This is a genomic window from Psychrobacter sp. TPE 89C (genome assembly GCF_055522395.1).
In genome coordinates, this window is the sequence record NZ_JBVFXW010000049.1 from 1 (window position 1) to 20,547 (window position 20,547).

Consider the following 20,547-nt stretch of genomic DNA (forward strand, 5'->3'; position numbering starts at 1 on the left):
TTTAGTTTTACTAATATTACTTTTCTTTAATTCTTCACGGTAGACTTTTGGATCAATACCTTTACTTAGTAAGTCCTCATATTCACGCCAAAATTCACAGGCACGAGCATATGAGGTACTTGGATATGTACCGATGGAGATAATACTTTGCTTAGGGTTTGAAGGCGGGTAGTAGCGATACATCCATGATTTGGTTTCAGTAGGACGTACCATTAAGAATAGCTTGGGATGATTTTTGACAGCAACGAAGTATTTTTTATCTTCAGGCTTATGGCTGCTGATGCTCCGGTCTGAACTGATCGCTTTTCTTTCCATATCCTAGATCTCCATGAGTAGACTCAAAACTCGGTATACTTGACAGTATACTCAAAGTGCATGGATTAGGATAGATAGAGTGGGACAGTATGAAACACCAGATACAACAAAGCCCCTGATATCAGGGGCTTTGTCGGCTCTATAAGTAACTATAGAACTATATATTGGTACCAGTGGTCGGACTCGAACCGACACGCTTATTAGGCAACGGATTTTGAATCCGTCATGTCTACCAATTCCATCACACTGGCATGTTAGGTAATAATATCTATTAGATAGGTATTATCGAATTGGGCTACAGGGTTAACTCTGTATAGGCTGCGTATTATAGCAGGCTATTTTTTATCGTCAAGAATTATTTTATATAATTTGCAATTAAATCAAAAAAACCGATATATTCTATATATCACTTATCCTACAAAGGCACGTTCGACTGCATAATCTGCTTGAACACCCATACGTGGAGAGACGGTTAGACCAAAGTCATCCAAAATAGCAGAAACTTCTGCGTTGAATGGCATGCTACCGCAAATCATCACACGATCATCTTCTTTATTCATCGGTGGCAAGCCAATATCTTCAAAGAACTTACCTGATTTCATAAGGTCAGTGATGCGGCCTTGGTTTCTAAACTCTTCACGAGTCACAGTCGGATAGTAAATGAATTTTTCGCGGAACCATTCACCAAAGATTTCATCATTGGCCAACTCAGTTTCGAACATCTCACGATAGGCCAAATCTTTGGCATGACGCACGCCATGTACCAAAATGATTTTATCAAAACGCTCGTACACTTCAGGGTCACGTGCTAACGCCAAAAATGGTGCCAGTCCTGTGCCTGTCGATAGCATATATAAATGCTTGCCCGGTAATAAATCATCTAGTACCAGTGTCCCTGTCGGTTTTTTGCTAACCAACAGCTCATCACCTACTTTGATGTGTTGCAGGCGTGAGGTCAGTGGACCATCTGGTACCTTAATAGAGAAAAACTCTAATTGGTCTTCGTAGTTGGGGCTAGCAATCGAGTAAGCACGTAATAATGGCTTGCCATCGACGACGATACCAATCATCGCAAATTCACCATTACGAAAACGTAGGCCGTCGTCGCGAGTGGTTTTTATACTAAATAGAGAGTCATTCCAATGACGAACCTCTGTAACCGTTTCGGTGCGAAGTTTTGACATAAAGTCCTCGTTAAGTAGTCGCTGTGTGCGTCAACAGTATTAATTGAATGTGTCATTAGGGGTTAGCACTGCATCAAACTTTTATTATGATGACGATTAAATGGTCAGGCAGTGTCCAAATGTCGACGTATATTTTATATCTTATTAATGAGATAAAGACCACAATTATCGTGATGCAATCTATTCTCAATAATAATTCTCGCTCATAATACCAAAATTTAAAATAAAAATCCGCCTAGCCGCTACTATGTGGCATGATAAAATGGAATATCGTTAGTGAGTAATTGTGTATCACTGGATAAAACGGGTTTATATTGGCAGTTTTTGGTTATTAGTAGATTTCTTGGAGACTTTTATGTCTGGTGACGATGCACAGTTAGATAACCATCATCATGCGCCCATAGTGGGCTACCACCGTGCACCATTATCACAAAAATTTGGTGCGCCACGTCAGCCAAATTTGGTAGCGCTAACCAGTGTTATCGAAATGCTCTCGCCTTACGATACGCCAGCAGCATTCGTGGGCTTGGAAGCGTTTAGCCATATTTGGATTAGTTGGCAGTTTCATCATAACTATATAAAAAAAGACAATTCGGCTAATAAAAATGCGGATACTACAAAAAGCACTGGCTTTCGCCCGCAAGTACGACCACCACGGTTGGGTGGCAATCAAAAAATAGGTGTGTTTGCCAGTCGTAGTATGTATCGTCCGTCGGCACTAGGGTTGTCTGTCGTCAAGCTGGAGCGCGTAGAGGTTATACAAGGACGAGCATTTCTTATTATTAGCGGTGCAGATATGATAGATGGCACGCCTATTGTCGATATTAAGCCGTATGTGACGTATAGCGATGCGCTTGTAGAGGCAGAGAGTGGCTTTGCACCTACGGCTCCTACGCTGTTAGCAGTGACGATGACCGAGCCTGCTTATGAGCAGTTTGTAGCGTTAGCTGATACTGGACAGCCTATTGATAATGAAAAAGAGATAAATATAGAGCAGGATACGGTTACGACGCTTATGCATCAGGTGCAAAGTCAGTTATTACTCTCTGATATTGATATTATTAAGGCACTCATTGCGCAAGATCCTCGTCCAGCGTATCGTCGTACGCAAGTAAATATACCGTTTACCATGCGCTATAAATCCGTTGATGTGAGCTTTCAGTTGATAGCTGGAGATAAACTACAAATAACCGCCGTTGTAGAAGTGATATGAATTGATATCATTCTTGACCATATATTCTAAAACGATAAAAGAAGAAAAATATGTCTGAGCAGAAATATTCAATAGTGATTGATTTGCGTTGGTGTCTAGATGAGCTGTTGGCAGATAAAGTGATTGACCAACGGGGCTATAATTTAGTCATTACTAGTCGCCGTGATAAGACGCAACATCCACTGTTGACCATTAGCGAGTTTGGCTTGCCAAATGGCCATGCGCTTGATAGCGACTCTGAGAGCAAGTTAGCATTGCCGTGGTTGAATCAATGGCTGGCGGCTAAAGCAGGTATGCCACTCGTGCGCATCGACCCGTTGAAAGTTGATGTCCCTGCTGTGACGCAGCTGATGTCCTTCGAGTATGCACGCTCACAGCATATTTTGCCTATTGAAGTCACACTGGATGAAGTCGTCATCGGTACAGATCAGCCGTTTCATACCGATTGGCACTCAAATATTGAAAAGCTGATTAAGTCTAAAACTTATCGTACGGTCTATATTAATCCTGAACAGATCAACCGTTATCGACAAGAGTTCTATCAAGTCACACAAGCCATTGCAGGCGCGAATAGTATTCACAAGCGTGCGGCAGCTGATGTCACTAACGTCGAAGCGCTACTGCAGTTAGGTGACAACACCAATCCCGATGCGAACGATCAACATATCGTCAGAGTCGTTGACTGGCTGTTGCAATATGCCTTTGAGCAGCGTGCCAGTGATATTCATTTAGAGCCACGCCGTGAGACTGGCAAGGTACGTTTTCGTATCGATGGCGTGCTGCATACCGTCTATGAGATGCCTTTAGCAATTATCGTCGCGGTCACGGCACGAATCAAGATTCTAGGACGACTCAATGTCGCAGAAAAGCGTAAGCCACAAGATGGTCGACTCAAAACCCGTACGCCAAAAGGGCTAGAGACTGAGCTGCGTCTATCTACGATGCCTACCGCATTTGGTGAAAAATTGGTCATGCGTGTCTTTGACCCTGAAGTGTTGGTGCGTTCATTTGCGCAGCTTGGCTTATCCGGCAAGCAGCTTGAGACGTGGCATGAGCTGACAGCGCATCCCAACGGTATTATTTTGGTCACAGGTCCAACGGGTTCGGGTAAAACCACGACGTTATATAGCACGCTAAAACAGCTTGCCACAGAGCAGGTTAACGTTTGTACGATTGAAGATCCTATCGAGATGATTGAGCCTGCTTTCAACCAAATGCAGGTAAATCCAGGCGTTGATTTGCATTTCGCGGAGGGTATTCGTTCTTTGATGCGTCAAGATCCAGACATTATTATGGTCGGGGAGATTCGTGATGCAGAAACGGCAAATATGGCTGTGCAAGCTTCTCTAACTGGGCATTTGGTGCTTTCGACGCTACATACCAATGATGCACCCAGCTCCATTACCCGTTTGCATGATTTGGGTATTCAGCCGTTTTTAACCTCGGCAACCATACTAGGAGTGATGGCACAGCGCCTGCTACGTACGTTATGTACGCATTGTAAGCAAGCCGTTGATGTCACGCCAGACAGTGAGATTGCGATTCAGTGGCAAGAGTTGGTACAGCCTTGGCGCGCGCCAGCCCCAGCACAAATCTATACTGCAAATGGTTGTGAACACTGCCGTCATACGGGTTATCAAGGTCGTGTGGGTCTCTATGAAATCATGCCGTTGTCAAATGAGCTAAAAAAACTGGTCGCTGCTGATTCGAGCTTAGATGTACTTAAGCAGCAAGCATACCGTGAAGGTGTGCAGCCACTAAGGTTGTCTGGTGCGAAACGTATTAGTGATGGGGTGACGACTATAGAAGAGGTGATGCGAGTAGTGCCACTGAATTAAGAATCAAATCGTAAACTTTTTTAACGTTCCCAACGTACATTTTGACGAATGATTTTGGCTGGCGTGCCGGCCACCATGCAGTTTGGTGTTTCGACTGGTTTATTGACGAAAGCACCTGCTGCAATGATACAGCCACTGGCAATAGAGACGTTCTTAGAAATAGTCACATTGGCAGCAATCCAAATATGGTCTCCCAAAATGACGTCAGAATGTGCGTTATTTACTCGTGCATTGGTGTCTATATCGTAAACTTTGTGGACATCAGTAGCACGAATCTCAATACCACGAGATATCATGCAAGATTCACCAATAGTTACGCTTTTGTCACGTGCCAAAATATAACAGTCAATCGCCGTAGTATGATTACCGATATGAATGTGTAAATGGTTGCCGACAATCAATAGTTGCCCAGAGAATTTGACTTTCTCTCCAATGGTTATGCGATTATGACTGCCATTGATGTCTATGTTTAGCTTATTAAATTTACCATGCTCACCGATGGTAATTTGATTGTCATGACCTTGACGAATGGTAATAACTGACTTGCCAATAATACGGGCATCTGCGGCGATATCGATATGATTGCGATGCCCTTTGTCTTGTAATAAAAACCGTTGTCCGTATAGCTGTCTAGGTAATAGTGTCTTGATGATAGGAGGCAGGGTAATGGTTTTTTTATGGGTCATAATAAAGGGCTTATACAAGTAATCAAATAGAAGTCGTCAGAAGGATAAAAGTGTCTGCTGGTTAAGCGTTTTATAGTGTACCTTCAAACAGCACTTGAAAATAGCTTATTCTAGAGCAATAAATACAGTTATCTATAGTCAATCCTCTATAAAAGAGTTACCGCGTTAACCTCGATTGAAGTATCAGATATACATCTGCACTCGGTTGCCTTGTATCTCTTTTAAACTGAATCAACTATATTCGAAGCTTTAACTTTAATATCCTTTATTTATCAATTTTTATTAACGAGATTTTTATGTTTACTGATACCCATTGTCATCTCAACCGTTTAGATTTGACGAAGTATGACGGCCAACTGTCTGGCGCAATAGCCGCTATGAAAGAAGCCAATGTCACTCGTGCGATGGCAATTATGTGTGATTTTGCTGAATATGATGATATAGCTAATATTGTTAGCACCTATAGTGATGACGTCTTAAATCTAGGCATGAGTGTGGGTATTCATCCTTGTGAGGATATAGCTGTATTACAGTCAGCGACTGTAGACCGTTTGATAGAAACGGCTAGTGCTGATCATGTATGGGCGATAGGAGAGACTGGATTAGATTATTACTGGTCAACCGAAAATAAAAGAGAACAACAAGCCAGCCTTGCTCGTCATATCCATGCCAGTCAAAGTCTGAAAAAACCACTCGTCATCCATATGCGTGATGCCAAAGAAGACACAATTGACATCTTAAAATCTGAAGGAGCAGAACACGGTATTATCCACTGCTTTACCGAGGATTGGGGGACCGCAAAAAAAGCACTCGATTTAGGGTTTTATATCTCATTTTCGGGTATCGTCAGTTTTAAAAGTGCGCAACAAATCAAAGATGCCGCAAAAAACATGCCTAGAGATAGACTGCTTATCGAAACCGATAGCCCTTATCTAGCACCTGTGCCTAAACGTGGTAAACCCAATGAGCCAGCCTATGTGCCCTACGTGGCCAGTTGTATCGCAGAGATGTATGGCTGTAGTAGCGAAGACGTTGGTGCATTGACCGCAAAAAACTTTGAAAATTTACTGGCACAGTATCATTAAAATGGTTATGCTATGACCAATCAGTCATTTACCATGTAGCCTTATAATAACCTGCTCCAAGCAGACGTAATTATATGATTGCTAATGACTATATTAGAAAATATGAGCATATTCCTTGTCGACCTCGCGCAGTCTCTGTATGGCTCCATACTCTTGATGTTGGTGTGTTAACGTAAACGACAGTCATATGCTTAATCTTATCAAGTTTTGGGAGAGACTATGAGTCGTCAGCATCAGTTCAAGGTACGAGAAGAAAATATCTTAGCGATGGCAGAGCAATTGCTACTTGAGTCGGGCGATGGTGATATCACTTTAGACAGTTTGGCAGACCAGCTAGATTTGGCTAAAGGGACACTATATAAGCATTTCTCCAGCAAAGATGAGCTCTATTTACGTATTATTATCCGTTACGAAGAGCATCTGTTTAATATCAATCGTATTGATGATTGTCCATCGGCAGGTGTCGCTCGGATGATTTTTCAGCAGCTGTTCAATCCACAAAAAGCCATGCTACTGAATCAAATCGAAGAGCGTTTGGCCGCCTCGGTAACGGGCCTAAATCGATTGTTTGGTGAGTTATATGATATTCGCCGTCAGCGTATGAAACGCTTGATTAATATCATTAGTGCTTATTTAAAAGATGAGCACAGCAGTTTGAGTACGCGAGATTATCTGTCATCTATCTGGGCGATGGGTCAAGGTGGTGCTGGGCTATTAAACTCAAGCTTTTATCAGCGTTACTTGGGTCGCCGAGATACTTTACGTTATGCATTTGTCCAGCAAATACTAGAGTTGCCTAGCCATTATCCTGCTGTGGACGATGAGGTGATGGATGAAGATATGCAGGAATTGGTAGAACAGATTGAGACCGAGTCAGAAGAGCATCGCAATACCAATTATTAAGCGGTTTATTGACTTTTAATATTGCCTCTTAATACTGTCTATTCAGTTTTCATGTCGTAAGCAGTATCGTTATAAGTGCTGTGTGTTGTCATATTGATTATGGCAACACACAGCATTTAGCTTTTTATAACTTTTAAAAATTAATTACACATACTGAGCCCTAATCTTCTAATAGGGTTTCTTCCGTAGATTTCCAGTTATAAGCACCATAAAACAGCATCTGTGCTTGACGAGTACAGTTATGCAGCATCATCTGCTTATTCTCTTCAATCTCGTTCAAGTCGATCTCATCATCATGGTCTTCCGTGTACGTCAGCTCCAACCAGTCGATAATCCAAGAGAAAAACATATTGACCCCAGCTTCGGCCAATAACCGACGGTCATAGTCATTGATATGAGTAAATGCTGGCTGTAGTGCTAGATCATCAGCCAAGCCTTGAGCATGCTTCTTTGTGAGCTCATTGATGGCTTTACGGACAGATTCCGATCCGCCATAACGTTCACTGACCAAAAACTGCCAGTAATAAGGCTGATCGCTCACCATATACAAAAACAGCTGAATACTCTTGGCAATTTGACGATCGAAACTACGCTTGCGGCCAATCTGTAAGCTATCGCTTAATATGGCCAATGTGCCTCCTAACTCTTCAACCACCAACGCACGTCCGAGCGATTCCATATCATCGAAATGTCGATAAAATGCGGTCGGTACTACGCCGACTTCACGCGTGACTTGTCTTAGGCTGATAGAGCTAAAAGATTGCCCTGTCATACATAAATCGAGTACGGCATTGAAAAAGGCGTGCCGAGTTTGAAGTTTCTTTTGTTCGCGACTGCTCATAATATTTCAAAGTTGTCCGGTAGGTGTTTATCATACTCATTTCAGCGTAAAAATACGAATGAAATACGCAACTTGTATTAATTTACTAAACCATGCACTGGTCTTTTAAACCATTGTGCCCCAATGACCCTGCAATTCCTGCGCCAATCGATACGCTTCATGGTCATTCATGCCAGTAATAAAATCTAAAATATTTAAAATATTGTGATAGATATCATCTGATAGCTCGCGGCGATGTTCACAAAGGTGAGGCTGTAGCAACTTTGACAGACGTTGCTGCTCAAAGGACATGGATTGAGGGTCAGATGTTGCTCTACTGCCTGCCCAAGCCAATGGCATAAAAGCATCTAATAGACGATGTAAGCATTGATTGGCCATTAGCTCCATTCGTACTTTACTTGGGTGATTAAATATCTTCTCACGTGCCAATTGCTTTGCTTGGTTGATGCCACTTCGCACACTGATATCACAGTGGTCAAATAAACTGCCTTGGAGTTTTCCAGCTAGCAGGGTATCACTATTGGCAACAAAGGCATCAGTCACCGTGTTTACCAAACGCATCATGGCACGTGCTCGCAATGACGCAAGACTCTGCCTAACGGACATGTGTGCTGGTAAGTTAATACTATCAGGGCGCTCACCAATCAGCTCATAAAATATCGTGGCGACCTCCTGATAAGTGAGCATGTTTAGATTGATGCCATCTTCTAAGTCTATCAACGCATAGCAAATATCATCTGCCGCTTCTAGTAAGTAAGCCAGTGGATGCCGCGCAAAGCCATCGTGTTGCTCAGAGCGCGGTAGATTTAAGCAAGCTGCTAGCTCTTCTAGCTGTGCGGCCTCACTATAAAAACAGCCAAATTTTTGCACGTTGGTCGCGATGCCGCCTAAATTTGTGCTTTGAGAAGTATCATTGCTGTGCGTCGCTAACCAAGGGTATTTCATAAACGCACCTAAGGTCGCACAAGTGAGGCGCATGCCGCCTTTATCCGGATGGTGCTCGTTATTGACGAGCAATCTAAACCCTTGCGCGTTACCTTCGTATGCCAGTAGGTCTAGCTGCTCGTGGTGGCTCAAGGTTTGCAAAATCGTCTGCGGCTCAGGCAACCTGAACCAGTCCCGAATGGCGTATTCTCCTGCATGCCCAAAAGGCGGGTTGCCAATATCATGAGCGAGGCAGGCGGCTTGTACAATGACACCAACATCCGCTGGCGAAATACCTGCTGGTAGGCCGTTGCCTAATTTATCATGGAGCTTCTCTGCTGCCATCATTGCTAAAGAGCGTCCAATACAGGAGACCTCAAGCGAATGTGTTAAGCGAGTATGAATCCCAAGCTGATTGGTCAACGGATGAACTTGAGTTTTTTGATTTAGCTGTCGAAAGGAGTGCGAAAATACCAGCCGGTCATAGTCTTTATGAAACTGAGAGCGGGTACTCGTATTGGCATTAAATTTTTTGGCAGCGCCAAGACGCTGCGAGTTGAGCAGATGAGACCATTGTGTGGTAGGAGACGGCAAAGAGGTTGGTGTACTTAGCATATTAAAACATCCGAAACCAAGGGAGCCTCTAGCATAGCAAAATAGCGCCCTTGGTACAGATATATAGTTAGAGAACTACATTAAGATTTCTGGCAGTTAAAAAGGACGTCTTCCTTTTCGATAGCCACATTGCCGTCCAATGTTTTATTGAGTAGTGTTGCCTTGTCACCATTTACTTGCCATATGATGCCATGAGTGTCATCTAAGCCAATATCACTCATATAAATGGCCTTATCAGTGTCACTATTAGCAGCAGTCAAGTCATACTCTAGACCATCGATGAGCAGGGTCGCTGTCTGTGGCGTACTGTCATTATTATAAGAAACCCCAATAGTAGCCGTAGGCTCACAAGAGAATGGCGTGCCTGCACTGGCGTGGTCATGGCCTTCATGATCGTGTCCTTCGTGCTCATCATGTGCTTCGTGCTGATTTCCCTCATGTCCTTCATGCTCATCATGATCGTGTTCGTCATGCTCTTCGTGCTCTTCGTGCCCTTCGTGATCATGCTCGTGCCCTTCATGATCCTCTACAGCGGTTACTACCTCAGCGTCAGTGCTAGGTTGACAGCCCAATAGTGAACCTGTCACCACACTGCCTATGAGCGCAGCACCTGCGAGTTTAGAAAAAGAGAAATAAGCCGCCATAATATAAATCCTCAAATAAGCAAAAATAAAGATATGTTATAATATAACAATTAATGTGCAAAATAAAGCCGATGATGAAGAATCTCCATCATCGGCTCATTAGTTTTAAGTGCTATCTACCGCTTAAAGTTATACGTTAAAACGGAAATGCATCACGTCGCCATCTTGTACGATGTATGTTTTGCCTTCCAAACGCGATTTACCAGCAGCAGCTGCGCCTTTTTCACCATTGTGTTCGATGAAATCATCATACGCGATGACTTCGGCACGAATGAAGCCGCGCTCAAAATCAGTATGAATTACGCCAGCAGCTTGTGGGGCAGTTGCGCCAATAGCCACGGTCCAAGCACGCACTTCTTTTACACCAGCGGTAAAATAAGTTTGCATATCAAGTAAGTCATAACCACCACGGATTACTTGATCAAGACCGGCTTCTTCCATGTCCATCTCAGCTAGGAAGTCTTTTTTGTCGTCTTCATCAAGCTGAGCGATTTCAGATTCGATTTGGTTGCACAGCGCGATGACGATAGAGTCTTCACCAGTGGCGTAATTACGAACGGCATCTAAGTATGGGTTGTTTTCAAAACCATCCTCAGAGACGTTAGCGATATACATGGTAGGCTTTAGCGTGATTAAACCATAACCATAGCTTCTGATGAGTTTTTTCTCATCCGCATCAAGATTGGCGGCGCGTGCTGCCTGACCATCTGCTAATAATGGTTCAATTTTTTTGAAGATATCAAGCATAGCACCAGCGTCTTTGTCACCGCCTTTGGCTTTTTTGGTTAAGTTGAATATAGCGCGCTCAACAGCCTCTAAATCTGCCAATGCAAGCTCGGTATTGATGGTTTCGATATCATCAATTGGGCTGACGCGGCCATCGACGTGGACGACGTTGTCATCATCAAAACAGCGCACGACGTGAGCAATCGCATCAGTCTCACGGATGTTGGCTAGGAACTGGTTGCCCATGCCTTCGCCTTTTGACGCGCCTGCGACTAGACCTGCGATATCAACAAACTCCATGGTCGTTGGTAGCACGCGTTCAGGATTAACGATATCAGCCAATTTCTTTAGGCGTGGGTCTGGTACTGGTACGATACCCGTGTTGGGATCTTTGGTACAAAATGGAAAGTTTTCAGCGGCGATTCCCGCTTTGGTCAACGCATTAAACAAGGTGGATTTACCCACGTTTGGTAGGCCGACGATGCCGCAATTAAAACCCATAACATTCTCTCAATGTATTAATAAAATCAGTTGGTATAAAGATTGGTTAAATGATAAATCAAAATTGGGCACATTGTAGCAAATTTACGGGAATAGGGGTGAGGTTGTTGTATTGTATACTGAGATTTTGCTTCTTCTCATGACTGGCAATTTTGCTGTTTTATCGATTATGGTAAGCTGTGCTATAAAGTAATAGTTTGGCTTATAGGCGTATGACAGGTAAGCGCCTACGACTCGCTACACTGTACGAGCAGTCCTCATTATGAACGCTAAATGTATTAATGTGCTAATTGATGACACGCCCTAGGTATAAATGATAAATGCGCCGTATTGATAAAAGCAGCTAAAATAAAATGAAAGGCAAAACCCTATAATGACTACCACGATCTTTGACACGCGCAGCTACAATTATCCGCAAAACTTTATGGAGATTAAACCCAAGCTGGCACGTCTAGAAAAGGCGATTAAAAAGCTAGAGGCAAATTTAATCGATGCTAATGATGATGCAAATATTGAGCTGCTAAATCAAAGGCTGAGTGGTGAATTAGGATTAAAAGTAGACTATGCCCGCGAACTAAATCCTGACCAATTATTAGCAGCCACAACTATCGAAGGCAAAGTTTTGGTTATAGCTGGTGCAGGCTCTGGCAAGACCAAAACGCTCACGTACCGCACTAGTTATTTGTTAGAGAATGGGGTCACGCCCAAAAGCATCTTGCTACTGACTTTTACGCGTAAAGCCGCCAATGAAATCAAAAATCGTGCAAAGACTTTATTGACTAATAGTTTATCTGATGAGGATTTGGCTAGGGATAAACTTCCAACTGATAAGCGGCTCAACGATATCACTAGTGGTACTTTTCACTCGTTTTGCAATATGCTGCTGCGTCAATATTCAGGGCTGCTCGGTATTAATCCACGATTTACGATTTTAGATACTGGCGATAGCGAAGATGCCATCGACTTAATCCATAAAGAAAAAAAGTATCCTGCGCAAAACAAAAGCCAAGCCTTTCCGCGTAAAAAGACGCTACAAAATATCATTTCTAGCTCTCGGAATAGACGCATTCATATCCGCGACTTAATCGAAAGCAGTTATCCTGATATCGCCGTACATATTCCGATTATCGAGCAATTAGCAGTTGATTTTCATGAATATAAGCGTGCCAATCACCTCTACGACTTTGACGATATTATTAGTCAGGTCGTGCGCCATTTGAAGACCAATGATACCTTTCGCCAAATGCTACAAAACCAATATCGCTATATCATGGTTGATGAATATCAAGACACCAATATTCCGCAAAAACAGTTAATCGACTTAATATGTGAACCTGAGTCGGTATCGTTGATGGTGGTCGGTGATGACAATCAAAGTATTTATGCTTTTCGCGGTGCCAATTACGAAAACATTCTATTATTCGGTGAGACCTATCCCGATGCCAAGCTCATTAAGCTCGAGCAAAACTATCGCAGTACGCCCGCTGTTTTGGATTATATCAATGTCTTGTCTGAGCAAATAACGCTAGGCTATCAAAAGCAACTGTACTCTGGCGCATCGATAAGTGGGCATAAGCCAGTGTTTAGCCGCCTAAGCAATGAGACAAAAGAAGCCAAATATATCGCTGATAAAATCATCGAGCTAAAGTCAGATCATGATTACAATGATTTTGCGGTACTGTGCCGCACGTCGTTTCAATCCAATTATGTACAGCTAGAGTTTATGGAGTGTCATATTCCATTCATCGTGGTAGGTGGTATTAAGTTCGTTGAAAGGCGACATATCAAAGACGTTTTGGCCTTTATTAAAATTCTTTATAACCCCAATGATACGATTGCATGGCATCGAATTTTGACCTTGTTCCAAGGCGTTGGGACAGTCACCGCGACGCGTTTGACCCAAGCGATTAATGCCGATAACAACTCCTTTGAGCCACTACTCACAGCGAAGTTTTCTAAAAAAAGCGAACAGCTTGAGCCTTTATACAATACGCTTACTAAGGCAAATAAAACTGAATCAGTCGAGACGGTCATTGAGCATATTTTAGAGTTCTATATTCCTGTCTTAAAAACGATTGAAGAGAATTGGCGTGAGCGCAGCGAGGACTTTCGTGTGCTCAAAAACTTGGCAACGGAACACAGTAGCCTTGATAACTTCTTAGAAAACTTGGCACTCGATCCACCTAATGATTCGGTAGCCACAACCAGTCAACCTGATGATAATGACAGTGATAAAGTCACTATCTCGACTATCCACAGTGCCAAAGGGCTAGAGTGGCCAGTGGTGTTTGTCAACTCATTGGTCGATGGTATCACGCCGCACCATCGCTCTTTGGATGACTTTGAGGAGTTAGAAGAGGAACGGAAATTATTCTATGTTGCTTGTAGTCGAGCCAAGAGCAGACTGTATCTAACGGCGCCTGATTACTTCGCCAGTTATTCAGGGTATTTTGACAAGCCATCACGCTTCATCGCGGAGCTGTCTGCGAATGAGGTCACCGTCGAAGCTTCTAGACAGGTGAGAGAGGAGAATGATGACCCAGTGTGGTGGTGAAGGGTATTGTAATTCGATAAATAATATAAAAATACAGGCATAATTAATGCACGTTTGTTGTTAGAATAGTATTGGCGACTGATTCTTTATACCAACCTTCGTACTACTTAGCATGGACTTTATAATTAATGAAGAATTTCATCGCCGATGTAAAGGCACTCTTTAGACAAAAATATGATGCCGATGCTCAAGGTAATAAAACAACAAAGCCCGCTTTTATAGACTTACCACCTGATATAAAGCCCGATAACCGACATAGAGTAAGTCAGTCTAGTCAAAATGACGATACAGATGATTTCGCGTCATTTATCATCTCATCTGGTAAATCTAACAATGCTTCTGGTGTTTCAGCCAATAAGCAGTTAGGACGCTGGTTCAAAGAAAACGAATCCTTTAATATTAAAGGACGTTCTATTGAGCGCGGTTTTCATTATGTTGGTGGTCAGCTCAAAATGCTAACGGGGTTTGGTATTGAACCTTCGCTAGTCGATGATAGTTTACCTGCCAGCTCTCCAAACGTCATCCAGAGTATATCGCCAATTTATCATGATGAATCGCTTGGTTATTGGCCAAGTTACGAGCGTTTGTCCGTTAAATGCCGAGGTACTTATCTTGATTGGCTAGCTTCAAATCGCGCGCATCCAAGTACGCCTATTGGCTATGTGTTCATTTATTTTGGCGGTTTTGAGCGCCGTATTATTGAACATATTAACGATGATGTTGTCTCCGATGCTGAGTTTATGGCTATCTATGAAGAAGTGACACGACTCAATCGCATCTATGGCAGCCAGTCTGCTTCGTTCGACAGTTATTCAGCACATTTTTTAGCGTTTATGACCCTTATTCGGTCCTTGTTATTTGAAGATAAAGCGCAAACAGGGGATTTACTGCCACCGCCTTTCACTAGCCAAAACCTAAAATTTAAGATGCATTTGGCAAGGACGGTAGCGTTGCAATTGCCTATTCCTGCATCATTAGCATGGGAGTGGTTGGTATATTCTAATGAATACAATTTTAAAACTCCCGCCAAGCGCTGTGAAGCGGTGTTTAAATCGTTATTCGAAGTCCTCTACCAAGATATTTACCAAAACGGTTTCGTAGTTTCTGCCAATAAAACTAGGCTTAAGCTCAGCTATAACGCTGCCAGTCGTTCTATCGTTAGCGTAGAGCTTACGCTTGATGACTTGCCAGACCCAAGCATCCTGCGAGCGCCTGTCAAAAAAATTATAACTATCGCTGAACAATGCAATGATGCTTTAGATGCTTACAGTCGTTATTTGGGCAAGGAGGATAGCTCGGCTGATGACATTGCCGCTATCATGTTATTACCTAAGATGCTTATTTATCAGCAAGATTATTTAAATGACAACCCTACTATTAGAAAATTTAAAATATGGGCCCAGTCCATTATAAAAAACAATGAAGGGCTAACAACGACTAAAGAGTTATGGGCATATTTGGATGAGCCCTTGCCACAAACATCTAGCAAAACGCTGAGCAAAAAACAAAACGAGCTGATTATCCATTTGGTAGAGCTTGCTGGTTTTGGTATTGCACCTGACCAGCGTTATCATCAGACGCGCTTACAATCGGACGGTTATGCTGTGTTATTTGCTGGCGGTCATGGTGCGCATTGTGAAGATTTTGAACCGAGCTCGTCGTTCTATCAAGTCAGCCTAGCTATGAGGTTAGGGGCAATGGTAGCGACTATTAATGGCTATGTTGATAAAAGGGAAGTGAATACACTATTGACGCTGCTCAATCAAGACAGTCAACTGACCACTATTGAAAAAGGCTCTCTGACCGCTTATTTGCTATGGCAGTTAAATACCCCAGCAAATATGGCAGGTCTAAAAGCGACATTGGCTGATCTTGACGACCAATATATTGGCTTTATCAGCCGCTTTATCATTACCGTTGCTTTAGCGAATGGCAATATTGAACCCAGTCAAATCAAACAAATCGAAAAGTTATATCAAGCTTTAGGTCTGGATAAAACGATGGTGACTAGTGATATTCATCAGATGACGACTAATAAAAAAGTAAACATAGGCATAAATAATGCGCCTGAAACCAAAGACAATAGCGACAAAAATAGCCGTTCATTTAGTTTTGATGCCGAACTATTGGCGCTACATGAACGTGAGACCGCAGTGGCTAAAGCGATGCTAAGTAAGATCTTTGCTGTAGAAGATGAAGAAAGCGAAGATGATATAAAAGAGAGTGTACTATTAAAGATAAGCAGTAAGACGGTGACTGAGCATCAGAGTAACGTGCCTGTTAACAATCATAGTTCAGGTAATGAGGTGATCATAAACGGACTAGATAGTAGTCACAGCCAGCTGTATCAAGAGCTTATTGGTGCCGAGGTATGGCAACGTGAAGCCGTCAACGAATTATGCGAATCGTTAAATCTAATGATAAATGGCGCTATTGAAACTATTAACGACTGGGCGTACGATAAAGTTGATGCGCCCGTATTAGAAGATGATGATGAAGTGGTCGTTGATTTTGAGATTGTAGACGAGTTAAAAGCGTTGAATTCATAGCACATAAAAGCTAGCACACTAAAAATAATAGATTAAAAAGGAATAAAGATGAGTGGTAAAAAAATTAGAGCCAAAGAACGCGACGCGATTATCCAGTCGCTCAAGGCTGGCGTTACCCCCAAAGTTGGTATTCAGCATATCCAAGTGGGACGTATTAATGAGCTCAAAGCTTTGATAGATGATATTGAACGTGTGGCTGATGGTGGTTCTGCATTTCGGCTGATTATTGGGGAATATGGGTCGGGGAAGACTTTCTTTTTGAGCGTGGTTCGCGCCATCGCACTTGAGCGTAAATTGGTCACGGTGAATGCGGATTTATCGCCTGACAGACGTATTCAAGCATCGTCAGGCCAAGCGAGGAATTTATATTCTGAGCTGATGCGTAACTTATCAACGCGCAATAAGCCTGATGGCAATGGGCTTGCCAGTGTAGTTGAGCGTTTTATTACCGAAGCACGCAAACAAGCGGACAGTAGCAGAGAAGCTATCAGTGACGTTATACAGCAAAATTTAGCTGAATTGACTGAGTTGGTAGGCGGTTATGATTTTGCAAAAGTCATTGAAGCTTATTGGCAAGGACACGAAGAAGGTAATGACGAGTTAAAAGTCAACGCTATTCGCTGGCTACGTGCAGAATACTCTACTAAGACTGATGCCAAAAGAGACTTAGGCGTGCGCACGATTATCTCTGATGCTTCCTTTTATGATTCCCTAAAAATCATGAGTTTATTCGTTCGCCAAGCTGGCTATCAAGGATTACTCGTTAATTTGGACGAGATGGTCAATCTATATAAGCTCAATAGTACGCAAGCGCGTCAAGGTAACTATGAGCAAATTCTGCGTATATTAAATGACTGTTTGCAAGGTACGGCTGAGAACCTAGGGTTCTTATTAGGGGGTACTCCTGAGTTCTTACTCGACCCGCGCAAGGGTTTATATAGCTATGATGCTTTGCAAACTCGTTTAGCAGACAACAGCTTTGCCAAGAAGGCAGGGGTTATCGATTATTCATCTCCCGCATTACATTTAGCTAGCCTAACGCCAGAGGAGCTTTATATCTTGCTGAAAAACCTACGTCACGTTTATGCGGGCGGTGATGAGTCTGCATATCTAGTGCCTGATGAGTCACTACAAGCTTTTTTGCAACACTGTAGCCAAACGATTGGTGATGCTTATTTTAGAACGCCACGTAATACCATCAAGGCATTTTTAGATATGCTAGCTGTCATCGACCAAAATCCTACGATCTCATGGGATCATCTCATTCATTCGGTAGCTATCGACCCTGAGACGCCGTCCGATATGGACATCGATATGAGCGACCTTAGTGACATGGATGAAGATGATGGACTTGCAGACTTTAGCTTATAAGTTTGATATATAACTTTAGGACGGAAAATTACTTTGAGAGATGCCCATACCGAGCTTGATAAACGTGTGCAACGCTGGATTTTTAACCAAGGCTGGCACGGATTACGCGAAGTACAAGCCAAAGCTATCGCACCTATTTTATCAGGACAAACGGATGTGCTTATCAGTGCGGCAACCGCTGCGGGTAAAACAGAAGCTTTCTTTTTGCCTGCTTGCAGCGCTATCGCTCACCAAAACAAGGGCGTTGGTATTCTTTATATCAGCCCGCTAAAAGCATTGATTAATGACCAGTATCGACGCTTACAAAGTTTAGCGGAACTACTAGACATGCAAGTGACTCCATGGCATGGCGACAGTCCGCTAAGTAAAAAGAAACAACAGAAAAAGTCACCGTCAGGCATTATTTTGATTACTCCTGAATCGCTTGAATCCTTATTGATAAGAGATGCAGGATGGGTAAAGCAAGCTTTTGGTGAGCTAAAATATATTGTCATAGATGAGTTTCATGCGTTTTTGGGTAGTGAGCGTGGACAGCACTTATTGTCCTTACTGAACCGTCTTGAGCATGTGGCGGGGCGGTTAGATGATCCTATTCCTAGGGTCGCGCTTAGCGCCACTTTGGGCGATCTAGAAACTGTGCCTTTATCGCTACGCCCTAATAAATCCTTACCTTGCGTCATTATTAAAGACACTGAATCGACTTCAAACGTTAAAGTTCAGCTAAAAGGTTACGTAGAGCCTAGTCAGCTAATGCAAGCGGTGCAAAATAATAGCGTTGAGTCTGATTTGGGCGATTTAGAAAGGGTTCCTTTATCGCTACGTTCTAACAGCTTGCCACCTTGCGTTATTGTCGAAGATACTAACTCAACCTCAAATGTTAATGTTCAGCTAAAAGGTTGTATGGAACCTAGTCAGATAATGCAAATGGTACAAATTGATGGTGTTGAGACTAATTATGAAAGTAATAAAACTGAAGAAGAAAGGTTTACAGGTATTGGTCTAGAGAGTGCCATTATTAATAGTAGTAATTTTGAGATTTCCTATGATGATCAATCACAAATATGTACGGATTTATATCGCTTTTGTCGTGGCGGTAATCACCTGATCTTTGCCAATAGCCGTAAGCGTACTGAACTTATAGCCACACTGCTAAGTGAGAAATGTGAACAAAACATCGTTCCAAATGAGTTTTTTCCTCATCATGGCTCGTTAGCAAAAGAGTTAAGAGAAGGATTAGAGCAGCGTTTGCAAAAAGAGGATTTGCCGACTACTGCTGTCTGTACGATGACTTTAGAGCTAGGTATCGATATCGGTAAAGTAGATTCTGTTGTACAGGTAACAGCACCGCATTCAGTTTCAAGCTTGCGGCAACGGCTTGGGCGCTCGGGTAGGCGAGGCGGCTCATCAGTGCTACGCATGCTCATCACCGAAAAACAAATCGATGTCGATACTAGCTTGGTGGATAGACTACGCTTACAGCTTATTCAGTCATTAGCAATGATAAGACTGCTTATCGCTAGCCGATGGTTTGAGCCTGCAGATACGTCGCTTTATCACTTTTCAACTTTGCTGCATCAAGTGCTAGCGACTATCGGTCAATGGGGTGGTATTCGTGCCGATCAAATTTATACTTTGCTATGTAGACAAGGTCCTTTTCAAAAGATAACACCTACTCATTTTAAATCCTTATTATCACAAATGGGCGCGATGCAACTGATTACCCAGCTTGGCAATCAGCAATTAGTGTTAGGGGTAGTAGGCGAGCGTATCGTTGGTTATTATACTTTTTATGCGGTGTTTAAAACGCCAGAAGAGTATCGTCTTGTGGCTGGTAGTAAAACACTGGGTACATTACCCGTCACTACTCTGCTGCTACCCGAACAATACATCATCTTCGCTGGTATACGCTGGCAAGTCAAAGATATCGATATGGATAAAAAGGTCATTTATGTGAGTGCTGTCCAAGGCGGCGGTCAGCCTCCAGATTTTGATGGCGACGGAGATATGTCGATACATGACCGAGTCCGCCAAGAAATGTACGACATATTAAGTAGTGGTGATTATCGTATTTCAGTCGGTGATAAAAAAGTAGACTTCGCTGATAAAACAGCGCGTGAACTATTCAAAGAAAGCATTGAGACTTTTGACAGGTGTCAATTACGTCATCGACCTCTTATAGACCAAGACGGTAATACTTATATCTTTATGTGGCGTGGTGATAAAATTGTCAACACCTTGGCAGCCCTGCTGATACAACATAATTTCTCTATTGAGAGGTATGCTGGCGTGATATGTATTAACAAAGTTGATTCAGTTCAAACTATTAGATTTTTGAGCTTTTTAGCATCAAATGCTATGCCTAGTGCTACTGAACTTGCCGAAAATGTACCAAATAAGATGATTGAGAAGTTTGATGAATATCTACCTGAGGATTTATTAAATCTTGGCTATGGTACAAAAGCCTTTGATATTGAGGGACTCAGTGAATGGTTGCAGCTATTATTTGAAAGAGAAGTTGACTACAAATAAAATTTTGGAAGCTACTCAACATATCACCTTCTTGTAAGATATGTTTATTACTTCAATAGCATTTTTAAA

General features: G+C 42.5%; 15 protein-coding genes and 1 tRNA gene. 8 read left to right on the forward strand and 8 right to left on the reverse strand.

What is annotated here, in order from left to right:
• The 3 genes from ACZW67_RS12110 to ACZW67_RS12120 form a co-directional block, all read right to left on the reverse strand.
• Positions 1-315: Arm DNA-binding domain-containing protein (locus ACZW67_RS12110; RefSeq protein WP_465183452.1), on the reverse strand; the 315-nt coding region annotated here is incomplete at its 3' end.
• A gap of 165 nt (positions 316-480) precedes the next feature.
• Positions 481-566: transfer RNA gene (locus ACZW67_RS12115), tRNA-Leu, on the reverse strand.
• A 159-nt stretch (positions 567-725) separates the two neighbouring features.
• Entirely contained in the window at positions 726-1,499 is a 774-nt protein-coding gene (locus tag ACZW67_RS12120; RefSeq protein WP_110923088.1) for a ferredoxin--NADP reductase, read from the reverse strand.
• Between the two features lie 355 nt (positions 1,500-1,854).
• Between ACZW67_RS12120 and tsaA the strand changes: the two genes are divergently transcribed.
• Both tsaA and tfpB read left to right on the forward strand, forming a co-directional pair.
• Positions 1,855-2,712: a tRNA (N6-threonylcarbamoyladenosine(37)-N6)-methyltransferase TrmO gene (gene tsaA / locus ACZW67_RS12125; protein WP_465183453.1), complete on the forward strand. Its 858-nt coding sequence runs from the start codon at positions 1,855-1,857 to the stop codon at positions 2,710-2,712.
• A 50-nt stretch (positions 2,713-2,762) separates the two neighbouring features.
• Complete coding sequence (gene tfpB, locus ACZW67_RS12130) at positions 2,763-4,550, forward strand: type IV pilus assembly ATPase TfpB (RefSeq protein ID WP_465183454.1); 1,788 nt, start codon at positions 2,763-2,765, stop codon at positions 4,548-4,550.
• Positions 4,551-4,570: 20 nt separating this feature from the next.
• Here the strand turns inward: tfpB and ACZW67_RS12135 are convergent, their stop codons facing one another.
• Positions 4,571-5,236, reverse strand: coding sequence for an acyltransferase (locus ACZW67_RS12135; protein WP_465183455.1), 666 nt, complete (start codon positions 5,234-5,236; stop codon positions 4,571-4,573).
• Positions 5,237-5,532: 296 nt separating this feature from the next.
• Here ACZW67_RS12135 and ACZW67_RS12140 point away from each other — a divergent pair, with 296 nt between their 5' ends.
• Entirely contained in the window at positions 5,533-6,321 is a 789-nt protein-coding gene (locus tag ACZW67_RS12140; RefSeq protein ID WP_465183456.1) for a TatD family hydrolase, read from the forward strand.
• 219 nt (positions 6,322-6,540) lie between these two features.
• Complete coding sequence (locus ACZW67_RS12145) at positions 6,541-7,224, forward strand: TetR/AcrR family transcriptional regulator (protein ID WP_465183457.1); 684 nt, start codon at positions 6,541-6,543, stop codon at positions 7,222-7,224.
• A gap of 160 nt (positions 7,225-7,384) precedes the next feature.
• Here ACZW67_RS12145 and ACZW67_RS12150 read toward each other — a convergent pair whose 3' ends face one another.
• The 4 genes from ACZW67_RS12150 to ychF all read right to left on the reverse strand — a co-directional run bounded on the left by ACZW67_RS12150 (position 7,385) and on the right by ychF (position 11,475).
• Positions 7,385-8,065 carry a TetR family transcriptional regulator gene (locus tag ACZW67_RS12150; RefSeq protein ID WP_110923082.1) on the reverse strand — a complete coding sequence of 227 codons (681 nt, stop codon included), beginning with the start codon at positions 8,063-8,065 and terminating at the stop codon, positions 7,385-7,387.
• A gap of 105 nt (positions 8,066-8,170) precedes the next feature.
• On the reverse strand, positions 8,171-9,604 hold the full coding sequence (locus tag ACZW67_RS12155; RefSeq protein ID WP_465183458.1) for a deoxyguanosinetriphosphate triphosphohydrolase: 1,434 nt from the start codon (positions 9,602-9,604) through the stop codon (positions 8,171-8,173).
• Between the two features lie 80 nt (positions 9,605-9,684).
• A complete protein-coding gene (locus ACZW67_RS12160) occupies positions 9,685-10,248 on the reverse strand; it encodes a hypothetical protein (RefSeq protein WP_465183459.1) in 564 nt (187 codons plus the stop codon).
• 129 nt (positions 10,249-10,377) lie between these two features.
• Positions 10,378-11,475, reverse strand: coding sequence for a redox-regulated ATPase YchF (gene ychF, locus ACZW67_RS12165; protein WP_465183460.1), 1,098 nt, complete (start codon positions 11,473-11,475; stop codon positions 10,378-10,380).
• Between the two features lie 373 nt (positions 11,476-11,848).
• Between ychF and ACZW67_RS12170 the strand changes: the two genes are divergently transcribed.
• The 4 genes from ACZW67_RS12170 (at position 11,849) to ACZW67_RS12185 (ending at position 20,478) form a co-directional block, all read left to right on the forward strand.
• Entirely contained in the window at positions 11,849-14,029 is a 2,181-nt protein-coding gene (locus ACZW67_RS12170; protein ID WP_465183461.1) for an ATP-dependent helicase, read from the forward strand.
• Between the two features lie 128 nt (positions 14,030-14,157).
• Positions 14,158-16,578 carry a TerB N-terminal domain-containing protein gene (locus ACZW67_RS12175; protein WP_465183462.1) on the forward strand — a complete coding sequence of 807 codons (2,421 nt, stop codon included), beginning with the start codon at positions 14,158-14,160 and terminating at the stop codon, positions 16,576-16,578.
• A 48-nt stretch (positions 16,579-16,626) separates the two neighbouring features.
• Entirely contained in the window at positions 16,627-17,949 is a 1,323-nt protein-coding gene (locus tag ACZW67_RS12180) for an ATP-binding protein (RefSeq protein WP_465183463.1), read from the forward strand.
• Positions 17,950-17,982: 33 nt separating this feature from the next.
• Positions 17,983-20,478 carry a DEAD/DEAH box helicase gene (locus ACZW67_RS12185; protein ID WP_465183464.1) on the forward strand — a complete coding sequence of 832 codons (2,496 nt, stop codon included), beginning with the start codon at positions 17,983-17,985 and terminating at the stop codon, positions 20,476-20,478.
• Positions 20,479-20,547: the final 69 nt, after the last annotated feature.

Coding starts and splice junctions, on each gene's coding strand:
- ACZW67_RS12120 (WP_110923088.1), bottom strand. CDS start 1,499: ATGTCAAAACTTCGCACCGAAACGGTTACAGAGGTTCGTCATTGGAAT.
- tsaA (WP_465183453.1), top strand. CDS start 1,855: ATGTCTGGTGACGATGCACAGTTAGATAACCATCATCATGCGCCCATA.
- tfpB (WP_465183454.1), top strand. CDS start 2,763: ATGTCTGAGCAGAAATATTCAATAGTGATTGATTTGCGTTGGTGTCTA.
- ACZW67_RS12135 (WP_465183455.1), bottom strand. CDS start 5,236: ATGACCCATAAAAAAACCATTACCCTGCCTCCTATCATCAAGACACTA.
- ACZW67_RS12140 (WP_465183456.1), top strand. CDS start 5,533: ATGTTTACTGATACCCATTGTCATCTCAACCGTTTAGATTTGACGAAG.
- ACZW67_RS12145 (WP_465183457.1), top strand. CDS start 6,541: ATGAGTCGTCAGCATCAGTTCAAGGTACGAGAAGAAAATATCTTAGCG.
- ACZW67_RS12150 (WP_110923082.1), bottom strand. CDS start 8,065: ATGAGCAGTCGCGAACAAAAGAAACTTCAAACTCGGCACGCCTTTTTC.
- ACZW67_RS12155 (WP_465183458.1), bottom strand. CDS start 9,604: ATGCTAAGTACACCAACCTCTTTGCCGTCTCCTACCACACAATGGTCT.
- ACZW67_RS12160 (WP_465183459.1), bottom strand. CDS start 10,248: ATGGCGGCTTATTTCTCTTTTTCTAAACTCGCAGGTGCTGCGCTCATA.
- ychF (WP_465183460.1), bottom strand. CDS start 11,475: ATGGGTTTTAATTGCGGCATCGTCGGCCTACCAAACGTGGGTAAATCC.
- ACZW67_RS12170 (WP_465183461.1), top strand. CDS start 11,849: ATGACTACCACGATCTTTGACACGCGCAGCTACAATTATCCGCAAAAC.
- ACZW67_RS12175 (WP_465183462.1), top strand. CDS start 14,158: ATGAAGAATTTCATCGCCGATGTAAAGGCACTCTTTAGACAAAAATAT.
- ACZW67_RS12180 (WP_465183463.1), top strand. CDS start 16,627: ATGAGTGGTAAAAAAATTAGAGCCAAAGAACGCGACGCGATTATCCAG.